At 33.0% G+C, this 16,097-nt stretch carries 18 protein-coding genes; 12 read left to right on the forward strand and 6 right to left on the reverse strand.

All coding sequences use genetic code 11. The features are described from left to right. Nucleotides 1-8: 8 nt before the first annotated feature. From infC to BLS90_RS02590, 9 genes are all read left to right on the forward strand, one after another. A complete protein-coding gene (infC, locus tag BLS90_RS02555) occupies nt 9-566 on the forward strand; it encodes a translation initiation factor IF-3 (RefSeq protein WP_370273076.1) in 558 nt (185 codons plus the stop codon). Between the two features lie 107 nt (nt 567-673). Next, the gene (gene rpmI, locus BLS90_RS02560) at nt 674-871 is read left to right on the forward strand and encodes a 50S ribosomal protein L35 (protein ID WP_022827375.1); all 198 of its coding nucleotides are present in this window, start codon (nt 674-676) and stop codon (nt 869-871) included. A gap of 170 nt (nt 872-1,041) precedes the next feature. Next, entirely contained in the window at nt 1,042-1,386 is a 345-nt protein-coding gene (gene rplT / locus BLS90_RS02565) for a 50S ribosomal protein L20 (RefSeq protein ID WP_066077922.1), read from the forward strand. Between the two features lie 1,100 nt (nt 1,387-2,486). Continuing rightward, nucleotides 2,487-3,155, forward strand: a complete 669-nt coding sequence (locus BLS90_RS02570) for a DNA-binding transcriptional response regulator (protein WP_091254918.1) — start codon at nt 2,487-2,489, stop codon at nt 3,153-3,155. Nucleotides 3,156-3,350: 195 nt separating this feature from the next. Continuing rightward, nucleotides 3,351-3,635, forward strand: a complete 285-nt coding sequence (locus BLS90_RS02575; RefSeq protein ID WP_091254922.1) for a hypothetical protein — start codon at nt 3,351-3,353, stop codon at nt 3,633-3,635. A 153-nt stretch (nt 3,636-3,788) separates the two neighbouring features. Beyond that, a complete protein-coding gene (locus tag BLS90_RS16760; protein WP_175455423.1) occupies nt 3,789-3,959 on the forward strand; it encodes a hypothetical protein in 171 nt (56 codons plus the stop codon). A gap of 142 nt (nt 3,960-4,101) precedes the next feature. After that, complete coding sequence (locus BLS90_RS02580; RefSeq protein WP_091254925.1) at nt 4,102-4,443, forward strand: hypothetical protein; 342 nt, start codon at nt 4,102-4,104, stop codon at nt 4,441-4,443. A gap of 251 nt (nt 4,444-4,694) precedes the next feature. Then, nucleotides 4,695-5,102, forward strand: coding sequence for a hypothetical protein (locus BLS90_RS02585; protein ID WP_091254928.1), 408 nt, complete (start codon nt 4,695-4,697; stop codon nt 5,100-5,102). Between the two features lie 172 nt (nt 5,103-5,274). Beyond that, nucleotides 5,275-6,078 (forward strand): endonuclease/exonuclease/phosphatase family protein, encoded by an 804-nt coding sequence (locus BLS90_RS02590; RefSeq protein ID WP_091254931.1) that lies wholly within the window; start codon nt 5,275-5,277, stop codon nt 6,076-6,078. A 34-nt stretch (nt 6,079-6,112) separates the two neighbouring features. Here the strand turns inward: BLS90_RS02590 and BLS90_RS02595 are convergent, their stop codons facing one another. Beyond that, nucleotides 6,113-6,955 carry an isoaspartyl peptidase/L-asparaginase gene (locus BLS90_RS02595; RefSeq protein ID WP_091254933.1) on the reverse strand — a complete coding sequence of 281 codons (843 nt, stop codon included), beginning with the start codon at nt 6,953-6,955 and terminating at the stop codon, nt 6,113-6,115. A 37-nt stretch (nt 6,956-6,992) separates the two neighbouring features. Beyond that, entirely contained in the window at nt 6,993-7,865 is an 873-nt protein-coding gene (locus BLS90_RS02600) for a cyanophycinase (protein WP_091254935.1), read from the reverse strand. Nucleotides 7,866-8,309: 444 nt separating this feature from the next. Between BLS90_RS02600 and cphA the strand changes: the two genes are divergently transcribed. Beyond that, nucleotides 8,310-10,934: a cyanophycin synthetase gene (gene cphA, locus BLS90_RS02605; protein WP_091254937.1), complete on the forward strand. Its 2,625-nt coding sequence runs from the start codon at nt 8,310-8,312 to the stop codon at nt 10,932-10,934. Nucleotides 10,935-11,121: 187 nt separating this feature from the next. Here the strand turns inward: cphA and BLS90_RS02610 are convergent, their stop codons facing one another. Beyond that, a complete protein-coding gene (locus BLS90_RS02610) occupies nt 11,122-12,381 on the reverse strand; it encodes an asparagine synthetase B (protein ID WP_091255399.1) in 1,260 nt (419 codons plus the stop codon). Between the two features lie 329 nt (nt 12,382-12,710). Between BLS90_RS02610 and BLS90_RS02615 the strand changes: the two genes are divergently transcribed. Both BLS90_RS02615 and BLS90_RS02620 read left to right on the forward strand, forming a co-directional pair. Then, nucleotides 12,711-13,145, forward strand: coding sequence for a DUF547 domain-containing protein (locus BLS90_RS02615; protein WP_175455424.1), 435 nt, complete (start codon nt 12,711-12,713; stop codon nt 13,143-13,145). A 66-nt stretch (nt 13,146-13,211) separates the two neighbouring features. Continuing rightward, the gene (locus tag BLS90_RS02620; protein ID WP_091254940.1) at nt 13,212-13,391 is read left to right on the forward strand and encodes a hypothetical protein; all 180 of its coding nucleotides are present in this window, start codon (nt 13,212-13,214) and stop codon (nt 13,389-13,391) included. Between the two features lie 40 nt (nt 13,392-13,431). On the opposite strand, the gene BLS90_RS02625 is transcribed toward BLS90_RS02620, so the two are convergent. The 3 genes from BLS90_RS02625 to BLS90_RS02640 form a co-directional block, all read right to left on the reverse strand. Then, nucleotides 13,432-14,100: a response regulator transcription factor gene (locus BLS90_RS02625; RefSeq protein ID WP_091254942.1), complete on the reverse strand. Its 669-nt coding sequence runs from the start codon at nt 14,098-14,100 to the stop codon at nt 13,432-13,434. Nucleotides 14,101-14,102: 2 nt separating this feature from the next. Further along, nucleotides 14,103-14,894, reverse strand: coding sequence for a sensor histidine kinase (locus tag BLS90_RS02630; protein WP_091254944.1), 792 nt, complete (start codon nt 14,892-14,894; stop codon nt 14,103-14,105). Nucleotides 14,895-15,537: 643 nt separating this feature from the next. Then, the gene (locus BLS90_RS02640) at nt 15,538-15,930 is read right to left on the reverse strand and encodes a hypothetical protein (protein WP_091254947.1); all 393 of its coding nucleotides are present in this window, start codon (nt 15,928-15,930) and stop codon (nt 15,538-15,540) included. Between the last annotated feature and the right edge of the window lie 167 nt (nt 15,931-16,097).

The following is a 16,097-nucleotide window of genomic DNA, read 5'->3' on the forward strand; positions in this document are numbered from 1 at the left end:
ATAAAGTCATAGCAATAAGAAGCAACAGAGGTTACCAACCTCGCGTAGAAAAAAAAGATGCACACAGAATAAATAGTCTTATTCGTGGTGTACAAGAAGTAAGACTTGTAGGTGAAAATATTGAGCCTGGAGTTTTTAAACTATCAGAAGCTTTAAGATTAGCTGACCAGTTTGAATTGGATTTAGTTGAGATTTCGCCCAATGCTGAGCCTCCAGTTTGTAAAATCATGGATTACAAAAAATTTGTTTACGAGCAAAAGAAACGTGATAAAATCCTAAAAGCGAAATCTACGCAAGTAGTCGTTAAGGAAATCCGTTTTGGACCTCAAACAGATGAGCATGATTATGAATTTAAGAGAAAAAATGCAGAAAAATTCTTAAAAGAAGGTGCTAAATTGAAAGCATTCGTTTTCTTTAAAGGACGTTCGATCATCTATAAAGATCAAGGTCAAATCTTATTGTTAAGATTAGCAACAGATCTTGAAGAATTTGGTAAAGTAGAAGCGATGCCAGTTCTAGAAGGAAAAAGAATGATTATGTTCATTGCTCCTAAGAAGAAGAAATAAAAAAGTCAAAAGTCGAAAGTTGCAATGTCAAAAGTCCTCACTTTATGACTTTCGACTTTATGACTAAAAGATAAGTAAGTAAGAATAAATTAAAACACTAGGAAAAAATGCCTAAAATGAAAACCAAATCTAGCGCCAAGAAACGTTTTAAAGTTACTGGTTCTGGAAAGATTAAAAGAAAGCATGCTTTTAAAAGTCATATCTTGACCAAAAAGTCTAAAAAACGTAAATTAGCATTGACACACTCTGCGCTAGTTCACAAAACAGATATGAAAAGTATCAAACAACAATTAAGAATTATTTAATTAAGTCTTAAAGTTGCAAAGTCAAAGGTCTTAAAGACTTTCGACATTCGACTTTAAAATATTTGACTAAATAGTCTTTAGGTTAAAACAATTTAAAATAACCTTGGAGTATGGCCATTAAGTGCTTTTGATTCAATTCAAGCCGCCTGCTACAAAAAAACAATAAAATTATGCCAAGATCGGTAAATTCAGTTGCAAAAAGAGCAAGAAGAAAAAAAATAATGAAGCAAGCCAAAGGTTTCTTTGGTAGACGTAAAAACGTTTGGACAGTTGCTAAGAATGCGGTGGAGAAAGCAATGTGCTACGCTTACCGTGACAGAAAAGTGAATAAAAGAAATTTCCGCGCTTTGTGGATTCAACGTATCAACGCTGGAGCCAGATTGGAAGGAATGTCTTATTCTCAGTTCATGGGTAAAGTAAAAAAGCATAACATCGAATTGAACCGTAAAGTTCTAGCCGATTTAGCTATGAACCACCCAGTAGCTTTCAAAGCAATACTTAATAAAGTAAAATAAACGTTTTATCAACACAATTTAGATTACTTACTTACCTTTATCTGAACTTGTTTCAGATTATAAAACCCATTCGCCAACGCGAATGGGTTTTTTTATTTTAGGGTTACTTCCTGCACAAATGCTACGGAAGATATCAACGAAAGCTTCAAAAAAAAATCCTATTCCTTACCATTGTCACAGATTGAAAGTTTATCAATAATTCTAAGTTCTGACGATGAAATGATTCTAAAACTGCCCTTAACCAATAATCTAAAGAGCAAAATCATAGATTATAAATTTTAAAATACTACTTCCAGTAAGGTTATTATAAATGTTACGTTCCCCGATTTCATTACACCTACTCTCGATTTATATCTATTCTTCTTATAAAAATTCAAACAGTAAATCAGATACTCATACAGAAAGCAGCAAAAAAATCAAAATTTACAAATATACTTAGCTGTAGGTGAATAAAAGTGATCGGGCTTGTTGTTGACATCTATCATATTGACAAAAACAGAAAACAAAAACCGCCTACACTACTGAAATAAGAATTGTGAAGAAACTTAATGAAGCATTGCCAAATAATGTATTGCAGACAATGGCATTTGCTGAACACAAAATTTATTCACATTTTTCAATAAAGAAATCATAGTAAGTAATCTAGATATAATTTACACTAAAACACGAACCAGTTCCAGAGAAAGCAACATTATAGAAATCGGCAATTATTTGGACCCAATCTAAAAGAAATTATTTCGGAATTTAAAACAGATTCCATTAATGTCCTTCTTAACGGATTTAGATACTGTCTCTTGGTTTATTCTTGAAGAAACTAAAAAAAAAACAATCTATTGTATCATCCTAGAACGTTCATTCAACAAAAAAAAGTACAAAAAGTGTAGTTTAATAGTGATCATATTTAAAAAAACTGAAAATAAATCTCAAATAAAGCATAGTGATAACTAGGTCGGAGTACCATTTGAAGTAATAAATTTAAAAAATAGGCTACACAATGTGGAAAACCGTATTCTAGTTATAAAAGGAACGATTACATTTGATAATGAATCCAGCAAAGGATTTAAAACAAAAATCACATTCCGTTAATAACTGACATTATTATGTTTAACAAAGTTTTAGTTGCCGAAGATTTAGACACGATCAGTGTGGCAGTAGTTCAAGCGTTAGAAAAACTTTCTATAGCAGAAATTCACAGTACAAAATACTGTGACGATGCCTTTTTGAAAATCAAAAAAGCAATTTATGACAATGCACCTTACGACCTCATGATTAGTGATTTATCATTTAAAAGTGATCATCGGGAGGATAAATTGACCTCCGGTGAAGAACTTATAGAAGCGATAAAGAAAATTCAACCCGACATCAAGACCATCATATTTTCTATTGAAGACAAGTCTTTCCGTATAAAATCACTCTTTAATAATTTAGGAATTAACGCCTACGTCTGCAAAGGGAGAGATAGCATCGAGGAACTTCAAACAGCAATTCAACGCATCTATAACAATGAAGAAGTTAAAACTTCAAACGAGTTAGCACTAACTTTAAGAGATAAAACTCTTTTTGAAATTGAATCTTATGATATTTCTCTGTTAAAATCTTTATCCAAAGGATTAACTGTAGAGGATATTTCTACTGAATTCAAAGATTCTGGAATTATTCCTAATAGCAATAGCAGTTTAGAAAAACGCATAAACAAACTAAAAGTTTATTTCAAAGCCAATAATAATGTTCATTTAATAGCCATTACAAAGGATTTAGGTTTAGTTTAAGATCCTTAGAAGATAAATTAAACAAGGAATATCCTAGTTTGGTTTTATGTCATTACCATTTAGAAACAGCTATGTTGTTGCTTCAAATCCCATTACATCTGATGTTACAATAAAAAAAAATGCTATACGGTATTCCGTAAAGAACTAAATTTAAAAGGTATTAGGTTTACAACTTCAAACCTAAATCAAATACAAATGACACGTTTTACTACAAATGACTTAGCATTTTCAGGATATTCCACAACTATTGATAGCAACAAAAGTCATGAAAACCTTGATTTAAATTACGTCAATAAAACAGATGAAAAGAATGTCACTGATTTTTGTAATTCGTTTTTAGAAAATTATAATGTTGCTCAAACTAAGGCTAATTTTCAAAAAGTAGAAACATTTTTACAACATCCATATTTAGAACACGCCGATTGCAGCGCTCACTTGTCAGATTGGATTGCTAGCAATTGGATAAAAAGAATACTTTAAATAATTATAAACATAAAACGCTTATTTACAGTATTTTAAATAATTCGTACTGAATCAATGTGTTTTTTTCTACTGCATTACGGTTACCCGTAAACTAAAACTTTTTAGTAATACTAATTTTGATGTGTTCCAACATTCTAATAAAAATAGAACATGAAGCAAAACGAAACCGAATCACCCTTACACCTGTCAAAAATAAGAAAAGAGAAAATTATACCTGACAAATGGACAAATACAGTAAACGATTATGATACTTACATAAAAGAGTACATCAAGCACTATAAAAAAGCACTGAAAGGAAATTCTTATTCAATAAAAAGATAACCTTATTTAAAAGCCAAATCCGAAAGCTTGAGTAAGAGGCTGAGTAAAGCACAAAAAAAAGGATTGCTAAAGGAAAAGCAATTACAGAAAATCTTGAGAATTCAATTGAAAATAGTTAACGCCTGCTGTGAATAACAAAGACATGAGAAAAATTATTGTTGTAACCGTATTAGTATTTATTGCATTATTTACTCTTCCACTAAAAAAAAAATATATTCCCAAAAAGAACTCCACCTATATCAAAACTAATATTAAAGTAGATTCACCAGATTTGATTATGAATAATACTAACGAAAATGATGTGCTTGAAGAAAAAGACAGAAAATTTAAGGATTTCAGTATATTTTATCAAACTCCAAAACCTGCCTTCATTCAGCACGAAACCGATACAATAAAAAGCATTGTATATTCTAGAAACCAAAAAGGCAAAATGATGTATGGCAAAAATACTAGTGAGTGTATATTAAATAATACAGATAGGTAAAATGAGAAAATTAACAACACCTAACTTTTAAATAAAGTGAAAAAATAAACATGAATATATTCCCTTTTTTAATTATTAATCTATTCTTTTCTACACAAATAGTAGTAATGATTTTGGGTGCAGCATGCATTATTTACTTAGTCTATAACATCTGGAAGAGCCGATAAAAAAAGAGATCTTAAAAACTTTAAAAAAAGGATTTTCCACAAATCAAAAAACACCCCAATTACTCAACAACTCCAATACTACAAATGAATTTAAAGTACACATTTGATGAACTAAGTTTAGAAAAAAATAAACTTATTTTAAGTTCTAGAAATAACAACCAAAAAGCAATCTTATTTACTGAATTAGATGAAATCTATATTTCTGTTCATAAATTTCCCTCGCTACTTGAGCTTGTACCATTTTTATTTTTAATTATAATTGCGACTTTGAGCCTTTTATACTTATCCCTTGAAATAATGCTTTTTCTTCCACCACTATTTATAGTTACCTTTATTGTAAAAATGAATGACTATAAAAGTTATGAATTAAAAATACGTTTAAAAAACGGTGTTTTCTTCACAAAGAAAGTCCCGCAAAAGCTAAAACACGAAACTTTGGATATTATAAGCAAAGTTCGGAAGCAAATTTATAACTACCGAATCGACAATTAAAACAGTACCTTGCTATATTTTATAATGTAGTTTTTAACAATTGCATTTAGATGCTTTACCGACTAGGCAAAAATCATCAAACAAATTTTCATAAAAACTAAAAGCTTTAGTTTTACTTTTTATCAAACAATATGCGTTAATTTGAATAGTATTATATGTACCTCCCTATTAAATGAAATCGCTCCTTTCCCTCCTGCTTTTCTTAATTTATTGTTCTGGATTCTCGCAAACCAAACTTCTTTCTTGGAATATTGAAAACTTTGGCAAATCAAAATCACAAGAAAGCATAAATTACATTGCCAATACAATGAAACATTATGATATTATCGCTATTCAAGAAGTCGTAGCGGGTTATGGTGGTCCACAAGCAGTAGCAAGGCTCGCAGAAGAACTTAATCGTAAAGGATCCAAATGGGATTACGTAATTAGTGATCCTACTAGCAGTACCGCCTATAAAACGGAACGCTATGCTTTTCTATGGAAAACGAGTAAAGTAAAAAAGATAGGTAAAGCGTGGCTGGAAAAAAAATACCAATTGGAAATCGACCGTGAACCTTATTTCTGTACCTTTCAATATGACAACAAACAATTTACAGTAGTTAACTTTCATGCCGTTACTCAAAAGAGACAGCCTGAAACAGAGATTAAATACTTTAAATTTTTGCCGGAGGAATACGGCACTTTAAATTTAATTTTTACCGGCGATTTTAATTGCCCACAATCGCATACGGTTTTTATTCCATTGAAGAAAATGGGCTATGAGTCACTTCTAATTGACCAAAAAACGTCACTGAAACAAGAATGTAAAAAAGACAACTGCCTCGCTTCGGAATTTGACAATATCTATTTCAAGTCTTCAAAAATCAACACGTTAAATTCGGGGATTATTCACTTTTACGAGAATTTTTCAACGTTAAAGGAGGCCAGAATAATTTCGGATCATATACCAATTTGGTTTGAATTTTCCTTGAATTAATACACTACGTAAAACGCTCTTTAAACAAAGAGTATTAGTCGAAAACTTCAAAATTTTCTCCATCAAAACTGGCAAAAACCATACTAGGATGCGAATCCTGATGCCACATATTTCCATGACTATCAATCGCAATCGCTCCAGCAAAACCATCATAAGGTTTCAGTTCGCTAAAAGTTTTAGAAAAGGCTTCCTGTAACGAAAAACCGTCTGAAACGCGCGTTACAATTTTTGCTGCGGTAGCATTACTAACGATATCTTCCCCTACGCCTGTTAAACTTACGCCACAAAATGCATTCGCATAATTCCCTGCTACAGTAGCCGAGTCGGAGATTCTACCTGGAATTTCAAAACCTTTACCTCCTGTTGAAGTAGCTGCTGCAATTTTATTATTTGAATCCAAAGCCACACAACCAACCGTTCCTATTCCATTCGCTTTGCGCTTCGCCTCATATTCCACTCGCCGTTGTGGAATTTCAGTTGAAAAAGCAGGAAACCCATGTACTCTGGCAAAACTGGTAGCGCCACTTCCACCCAAAACTCTATCGTCATATTGCATTAATATTTGAGCAACCTGAACTGGATTTTTAACCTCTTCAATATTAATTACACCACTCATTTTCTGCGTATCGCCATTCATAATGGCAGCACTCATCCTAATTTTTCCATCGCTTTGTATTTGAGAACCAGTTCCCGCATTAAATAGCTCGTCATCTTCGAGAAGTGAGACGGCATACACTACGGTTTCTACAGCTGAATGTGATTTCAAAAATTCATAGGAATCTTTAACAATTCGTTCTAATGCCTTTTGTTTTGCAGCTTTTGTTTCGGGGTTGGTTGATGATTCTGAAAAAAAACCACCATGAATAATTAGCTTCATAATTGATTGAAAATTTTAAATCGGCACTTTTTAACCATTACAAATAATGGGAGGATTGAATGTGCATTTTATGCGTTTCAAGGTTATAAGTATCAAATTTGCTCATAACATGGGTCACTAAATGTGAAATGGATATTGGCTGCCCTAATTCAACTTTTGTCAAATTAGTATCTTTTATTTCGCGACCATCAACTAAAATGACCAAGCCAGAACCTATTGCTTCCATTTCTCGATTATTAGTAATCAACAAACCCGTATCTTCTCCAAGACCTATTCCAAGTACCCTAGGGTTACCAACAACAGCTTGAAAAAGTCTGCCAATTCTACCACGTTGAACGAAATGGGTGTCGATAATCACACCATCTATTAATCCAAGTCCACTAGAGATTTTTACTTCCCCTTTCAATAAAGCTTCTGAACTACTTCCTTGATAAATCATGTTATTAGATGCTGCCGCAGCTCCAGCCGAGGTTCCTGCATAAATAAATTCCTCATTATGGTATTTATCCAATAAAATATCATGAAAAGGAGTACCTCCAAGAATGGATGATAATCGCAATTGATCTCCTCCAGTAAACATCACAATATCTGCTGCTTTTAGACGAGCTAAAACCTCTTCATCAGCAGCTTGTTCACGTCTTTCAATTGTAAGTATATCTACGTTTTTAGCATTCAAGTACTCGAATGCTTTCACATATTCAGGACCGATTTCCTTTGGTATAACTGAAGCTGTCGTGATAATTTCTATCCGTGATTTCTCTTTGTGTTTAGATTCATTTATGATTCTTTTTAAAATGCCAGCCTCAAAAAAGTTTAAGTTGCTTGCCGCATTTTTATCTAAATTGATTTCTGTAAAACTCCCTTTATCTACCGCACCACCTATTATTATAAGTTTTCCTAATATATTCATTTTGTAAAAATAACCAAAAAGATAAAAAGAGCCTTTGAAGTTGCGTTTTTTTTTTAATTATTTAGCAATGATAGCACTTACAAAAGATTATATCCTAGACAGTCTTTACGTTATTTACTGCCATATATTACTTGACTTGACATTGAATTTAAAGACATTTAACCCCGTGTAAAATTTTACTTTTATCAATTAGTCCTGAATCATAAAATTCATTCAAAAAAAACAATTGGGTTACGCTGAACAAATCACGCGCAGCGTTTCACTTGATTTTAAAAATAAATTTTGATTCCTATTCTAAAAAACTTTAATTTAGGAGCAGTGTAGCGCATTTAGACGGATTGAATAGAATGTACTTTACTTTTTTTCAAGTCAATACGGGTTGACACTTTGGAAAGATACTTCTAAATTCAACCGTTTTTATATAAGTAATAATTTTTCCATTTTATGAAAATAATCAAAGTACAAGCCCTTCGTGGCCCGAATATCTGGAGTATTCAAAGAAAAAAATTAATCCAAATGCGTTTGGATTTGGAGGAAATGGAACAATTTCCAACCAATAAAATCGACGGTTTCAAAGAACGAATTGAAGCTATGTTCCCTTCCATGATTGAACACCGTTGTTCTGAGGGTTGCCGTGGTGGTTTCTTTTCTAGAGTAGAACGCGGGACCTGGATGGGACATGTAATCGAACATATTGCACTTGAAATTCAATCTCTTGCAGGAATGGAAACCGGTTTTGGAAGGACTAGGGAAACCAAAACTCTTGGTACCTACAACGTCGTTTTTAGTTATACCGAAGAAAATGTGGGCCTCTTTGCTGCAGAATCATCTGTTGCCATTGCCGAAGCCCTAATTGCAGGAACAGAATATGATTTGAATGCCGACTTGCAGAAAATGCGTGAAATACGCGAACGCGTGCGACTTGGACCCAGTACTGGAAGTATTGTAGAAGAAGCTGTTTCCAGAGATATACCTTGGATACGTCTTGGAACAAATTCTTTAGTACAACTTGGATATGGAGTTAATCAAATGCGTTTTCAGGCAACAATCACCTGTAAAACCAGCAGCATTGCCGTTGATATTGCTTGTAACAAAGAGCAGACAAAAAAAATGTTAGACATGGCCTCTATTCCTGTTGCCAATGGAAGCATTTGTGCTGACCAAGAAGGATTGGCTGAAACTATAAAAAAAATTGGGTATCCCATTGTATTAAAACCTTTGGATGGTAATCATGGAAAAGGAGCATCTATAAATGTTACCAATTGGGAAGATGCGGTTTCAGGTTTGTCTTTTGCACAAGCATATGGCAAACGTGTTATTGTCGAAAAATTCATAACCGGTTTCGATTTTAGAATATTGGTAATCGATAATAAACTAGTGGCTGCCGCAAAAAGAGTTCCTGCTCACGTAGTAGGAAATGGAACGGATACTATTCAGCAATTAATTGAGATAACCAATCAGGATCCAAGAAGAGGTTATGGGCATGAAAATGTACTGACTCAAATCGATGTTGACAGGGATACTGAAGATTTATTGGAAAAACTAAACTATACATTGGAAACCATTCCAAGAATTGGTGAAATTGTTTTCCTAAAATCTACCGCAAATTTAAGTACCGGTGGAACTTCAGTAGATGTTACTGATATGATGCACCCGGAAAACATCTTTCTTGCTGAAAGAATTTCAAGAGTAATTGGACTCGATGTTTGTGGAGTCGATATAATGGCCGAAAATCTAACACAACCTTTGAAAGAAAATGGTGGTGTAATTCTGGAAGTCAATGCAGCTCCAGGGTTTAGGATGCATCTCGCACCTTCTGAAGGATTACCTAGAAATGTTGCTGCCCCAGTAATTGACATGCTGTATCCCCCCGGAAAATCATGCCGAATTCCTATTATTGCTGTTACAGGAACGAATGGTAAAACCACCACCACCCGACTTTTAGCCCACATTGTAAAAAATAATGGTTTTAAAGTAGGATTCACCACCTCAGATGGGATTTATATTCAAAACCACATGATGGAAAAAGGAGATACTACAGGACCTCTTAGTGCTGAATATATTTTACGAGATCCAACAGTAGAATTTGCAGTTCTGGAAACTGCCAGAGGCGGGATCCTGCGTTCTGGCTTGGGCTTTAGTCTTTGTGACATTGGAGTTATCACTAATATTCAGGAAGATCATTTAGGTATCAGTGACATTCATACTTTAGAGGATTTAGCAAAAGTAAAAGCCACAGTAGTAAAAAGTATCAGAAAAAATGGATGGGCTGTTTTAAACGGAGATGATCCCCATTGTGTAAAATTAGGCAAAGACCTGAACTGCAATGTCGCTTATTTTAGTTTGAATGAGGACAGTGAATTCATCAAAAAGCTTTGTGCTGAAGGAAAAACCGTTGCCGTTTATGAAAACGGATACATTACTATCAAAAAAGGAGAATGGAAAATTCGAATTGAGCGTGCCACTCACGTTCCATTAACTTTAGGTGGAAAAGCAAAATTTATGATCGCTAACGTGCTTGCTGCAACGTTAGCCAGTTATTTGTGGGGGTTCAAAACGGAAGATATTAGTTTATCTCTACAAACTTTTATTCCAAGTCCCGCACAAACTCCAGGAAGGATGAATATTTTTGAATTCAAAAAATTTAAAGTCCTAATCGATTTTGCTCACAATGCATCTGGCTACAAAGGTGTTGAAGAATACCTACAAAGTGTAGATGCGACCAAAAAAATTGGGATCATAGCTGGTGTTGGTGATCGACGTGACGAGGACATCAGAGAATGTGCCAATATCGCAGCCCGAATGTTTGACCACATTATCATCCGACAAGAAAAATACCTGAGAGGAAGAACAGAAGACGAGATTATAGAATTAATTTTAGAAGGAATAAAGAGTTCTGGAAGATCAGTGACCTATGAGATAATTCCCAAAGAGACGGAAGCCATAAAACACGCCATAAATAGTGCTGAGGAGGGAAGTTTTATTACCGCTTTGAGCGACGTAGTTGCCAATGCAATTGAAATCGTACAAGAATATTTAGACAAAGAAAACGAGCACGGAATTATTTAAAAGAATTCCTTATTACCAATAAAAGCGACTGTGAAAAGTCGCTTTTATTTTTAAAAATAGAATTGTAAACTAGTATTTAATGCTTTCATTCTAAAACTAGCCTGCTGGCATTTTTGCCAATTTTACTGGCGGAACATTTCGCTTTCGCCAAAATTAAAAACGCAACATTAGTATTTTATTTAGTTTACTACGTTTTCAACTTTTTCTTTCTAGCAGCTGGAAACAGAACATTATTTAAAATCAGGCGATAACCCGGTGAGTTAGCATGCAGATCTAAAACTGTGGGTGGATCACCAACTTGGTGTTGAAAATCCTCTGGATCGTGTCCTCCATAAAAGGTGAACATGCCTTTCCCTTTTTGACCATGAATGTATCGTGCCTCACCATTCAGCTCGCAAGTACCCATCAACAGAACATTGGACTTTATTAAAGAAGCGTCAAAAGCAGTAGTTTGTCCCATAAATCCTTTCACTAGCTGGGTGTGATTCTGACACAGCATGCTTGGAATTGGGTCCCACTTTGCAGAAAATTCCATCAAAGTAAAATAATCCTTCTCCATTGGTACTCGCCTTTTGGAAGTCATATCAATATCCGAAAATTCATATTGCTCAGGTCTTCTTTCCAAAGTAAAATCTTTGAAGGCAAAAGAACTACCATAGTTCATTTTAGATTGGTAATTTCCCTCACTTGGATCTCCATCAAACATGGCTTCACAAATATCAACACCATCAGCAGCTAAAGAGATATCAAAACTATCCGTTGCAGAACACATAGCAAACATGAATCCTCCTCCAATTACAAAATCTCTAATTTTCTTGGCTACAGCTCCTTTTTCGTGCGATACTTTTGCGTAGCCTAATTTCGTAGCTAATGATTCGGCCTCTTTCTTTTGCTCGATATACCACGGCACATTTTTATAAGCCCCATAAAACTTTCCATATTGTCCTGTAAAATCTTCGTGATGCAAATGCAACCAATCGAAAAGTAACAGCTGATCACTCAACACTTCCTCATCATATATAGGGGTAAAAGGAATTTCGGCATAGGTCAAAACTAATGTGACTGCATCATCCCAAGGTTGTTTTCCTTTTGGTGTATACACAGCAATTTTAGGTGCTTTTTCCAATACTACGGATTCCATATTCTGTGATGGACTAGCGATTTCATTTGATATTAAAACTTGTTCTGCGTCTGAGATAATCTCAAAACTAACTCCCCGAATCTGGCATTCCTTTCGAATTTCCATGGCATCAGGAAGCAAAAATGAACCACCGCGATAATTTAGTAACCAGCTCGCTTTGTAATTCTTCTCCAAACACCAAAAGGTAATCCCATACGCTTTTAAGTGATTTTGCTGCGTACTTTCATCCATTGGAACCAAAAGAAAAGAAGCTTTAGCCGTTATTACAGACAAAAAAATTGATAGACCTATAATTTTTTTTAACATATTAGAATAGTTTTTGCACATCAAAGATAGAAAGTACGTACTTCAAATAACCAAAATTTAACTTTTAAATCAACCATTAAAGCGACTATAAAGGTAAAATCACGTAAAAATACGCATAGCCAAACTATTTCTATATTTTAAATTTGCAGATATCCTTTAATCATCCACCATGAAATATTTTACAATGAATTCAAACGAAAACAACGACCCGTTAAATCTTATGAATGTATTAAAAAAAATAGGATTATGTTTTTTAATAATTCTCATCATCCTCTTTTACACTCTTTGCTATCAACAACTTAGTTTATAGTTGATTTAAAAAAAATATTTTGAAAAATTATCATACCTCCTTGTCACAAGAAATTCTGCTGATCGCTAAATCACAGGAAAATACAAGCCCGCTGAGAAGACAACTCTTCTATATTCGGCAATCCAAACTAGAGAAGAGTTTAGACTCTGATGATTTGAAAAAGACTTTTTGGATTAATATTTATAATGCTTTTTACCTTATTATTTCAATAGATACGTCAGATCATCTCTCTATTTTCAAATGTAAAAGAATAAAAATTGCACGATCTCAATTTTCATTAGATGATATTGAGCATGGTATTTTACGGAAATTAAAATTTAAATTAGGATTTGGATTTTTTTACAATCCTTTTTACTCTAATGCGATAAAAATGCTATCTGTAAATAAGTTAGACTACCGAATCCACTTTGCACTACGGAGTATTACATTAGAAAATACTTTAATTGACTATTAAAAATGTGAGAAGATAGAAAAACAGTTAAAACAGGTTACTCACGACTTTATTAAATCAGAAACCCAAATGGATTCTACCTTGAAAATAGTTAAAACATCTAAATTTTTATTGCTGTATTTTCGTGATTTTGGTGGAATGAGCGCAGTGAAAAACTTATTAAAAAGGACTTTAAAAACAGACTTTAAAGGATATACAATACAGTTCATAAATACAGAAAAAATAGAAAAAATCGACAATGCTTCTTAATGTATTTTTCTGGAACAACACTATTTTTATACTCCTACTATTATAGATCAAATACCATAATTTCATTTTGAACCGCATAGACTACTAATCCGGCTATATTTCTGGATTCGGTTTTCAACAGTAAATTATTCCGATGTCCTTCTACTGTCCTTGGACTTATAAAAAGATCTTCTGCAATTTCAATTGTACTTTTTTGAGAGCAAATGAGCTTAAGCACATCCATCTCTCGAGTAGTTAGAAAGTTATTATCAAAAATACTTTTTGTTTTTTTGGAGGTCAGGACATCATCTTGGATAATTTTCATCACATCATCTGTGTAATAAAATCCTTTCAAGGCAACCTCATTTATAGTAGTTATCAATTCCAAAGGTGTCGCGTTCTTTATTAGATAGGAAACTGCACCTACATCTATCATATTTGCAATGAAAGATTTAGAATTATAACTCGTTAAAGCAATAATTTTAACCTTTGGAAACTCCGCATGTATAATCTTTGTCGCTTCAACACCATTTATTCCCGGCATTTTTAAGTCCATGAATATAATGTCTGGATGCTTTTTTAGATTGTTTTGAAGAAAATCAATTAGTTCTTCGCCATCAGCAGCTTCAAAAATAATATCAATGTTTTTTTCACGACTCAACAAAAATGAAATTCCCTTTCTAAAAAGAATTTCATCATCCACTAGTATTATTTTTATCGTTTTATTCATTTTTAAAAATTAAAAACTACTGCAATTCCCTTGTTGATTGAAGAATCCAAAGTCATTTTACCATTTAAAAAAGTAATTCTGCTTTCTATATTTTTCATTCCTAAGCCCTTTTTATTTGCGTCGGATTTCATTTCAAAACCAATTCCATTATCTGAATAAAAACATTTTTTGATACCATTATTTTCTTCAAAAAGAACAGCAATACTAGTGGCTTTTCCATGTCGAAGTGAATTATTCATTAGCTCTTGCAAAATTCTAAAAACGTGCAAATGCCTATCAATGTCTTTGATGTCAAATGTAGTATTGTTTTCATAATTTACTTGTACAGCTTTGGAACTGCTAAACTCCAAACATAATTCTTCGACACCTGCATGAAGTCCAAATTTTTCTAAAACGGGAGGTAATAAGCCGTGTGCAATTTTTCTTGAATTATCTAAAGCTTTCCCGGTAAGACTGATAATATTTGCTGTAATTTCATGAATCTCGTTTGGAGATAAATTAGGTGTGGTCAATAAATGAGAGTTCAGCGAAACGATATTCAGTTTTGAGCTGATGTCATCATGCAAATCTTGTGCAATACGCTTGCGTTCCTCTTCCTGAGTAATAATTACGGCGCTCAAAAGTTCTTTTTGATACTGGATTTCTAAATCCTTTTTTTCTAGCTCCTTTTGAATAATTTTCTTTCTCGAAAAATAGAAAAACAGTATCAAAACCAATCCCATCAGAAGGAAAGCGATAAAACTATACACTATGATTTCAATTATTTCACTTTCCTGCAGTGTACTGACTTTCATAAAATTGTTTTAAATTCTCTTTTTTTAGAAAAACTTTTTTTCCATTCTACTAATATAAAAATTTGATACAAGACATACAATATGCTATTCAAAATCCATGTAATTTTATTCATTTTGGGACTTAAAACAATTGTAAGGTTCCCTACCAGAAACAAAATTGTACTTCCGAACAAATAGAATAAAATTCCTATATTAATAAAATAAAATTCTTTTTTTCCATTTAACATATTATAAAAATGAAAAGTGGCATACAGAATCAATAATATGGAAGTAATGAATATTTCAAAAAGATTAAATTTTAAAAACAAAGAAAAGTCAATGGTATATTGTGTCGTTAATGCTAACAAGACTATGATTAAACAACCTTTCACTATTTTTTTTTGCAATTCTCCTTTTAAAATATTTAGGTAAAAAAGACTCAGAAGTATAAACTGGCCGATAAAATAAAAATGCGACAGATATAAGTTATTAATATTGAATTTTTTCAAGATCATTGATACAATTTGGACTAAAAAAATTGCACCAAGATACCATTTGAAAATTGAGTGTGCTTTGCCGTCATTGCTGGCGCCTTTAATAAATAAAATCAGGTTAATAAATAAAATCAAGTTCCCTATATTTGCAAATAAACTCCACATGTCAATTAGGAATTTAAAGGACTTTCGGGATCACTCGCCGGCGGGCAAGGCTGAGTAAAATCATATATATTATCTTCACCTCCTGCTGAATTTCCAACCCCAACAGTAATCATATCTACATAAATTCCTGTTTCCGGATTGAATTTTGTTCCTACAATCATTAATTTTTCACCGCCAGCATCATCCACTCCAATATAAGCTCTCACTGCATCCACTCCTTCTGTTAAAACTTCCAGTAAATCAACTTTAGGAATCAAAAAAGCGTTTACATGATGGTGTTTATTGTAATTCCCTTCTCGTTTAGTCCAACGTTTGGCCCATTTTTGTGCCGTTTTTAATGGAATAGAATTTACTGTTTTTGTTTGTTTTTGGTTTTCAGAAGCAGTTTCTTGTGACATCTATTTTTTGGTTTTGTTTAATTCTATTTATTAATTAAAAAATCAGTAGCTAAACTACTATTTTTTATTGTTTTAACAAAATTCATCTTAAGATTTCAAAGTTAAAAAGCCTAAACTAGATTACTAATTTAGGCTTTTTAATGCTTTATTTTTAAAAATGAGATCAA

Source organism: Flavobacterium omnivorum (genome assembly GCF_900099915.1).
Classification (GTDB): Bacteria; Bacteroidota; Bacteroidia; order Flavobacteriales; family Flavobacteriaceae; genus Flavobacterium; species Flavobacterium omnivorum.